Here is a 271-nt window from a genome sequence, read left to right as displayed (position 1 = left end):
CTGGGCCATCAGGCCACCTCCTTGCCCTTCTGTATTGAGAGCATGTTGAACTGCTGCTCGTTCAGGGTCTGGGCCTTTCCGGTCTCAACGTCCACTATCTGGACCCTCTCCGTACAGGAGTAGCACGGATCTATGCTCGCTATGATGAGCGGAGCATCGGCGACGCTGTAGCCCTTGAGCATCTCTGGAACGGCGGGCAAGTTGTTGTAAGTCGGCGCCCTGACCTTCCAGCGATAGACCTTGTTCTTCCTGTCGGTCATGACGTAGTGGA

The 271-nt window shown here is 56.8% G+C and carries 1 pseudogene; it reads right to left on the bottom strand.

The window, feature by feature from the left end:
- Nucleotides 1-8: 8 nt before the first annotated feature.
- Nucleotides 9-271: pseudogene (hycE, locus tag E3E26_RS11065) on the bottom strand (hydrogenase large subunit); the annotation flags it as partial.

The sequence above is a fragment of the Thermococcus sp. LS1 genome (assembly GCF_012027395.1).
GTDB lineage: Archaea > Methanobacteriota_B > Thermococci > Thermococcales > Thermococcaceae > Thermococcus.
Note: the sequence above shows the minus strand (reverse complement) of the source record. Positions and strands in the feature narration are given on the sequence as shown.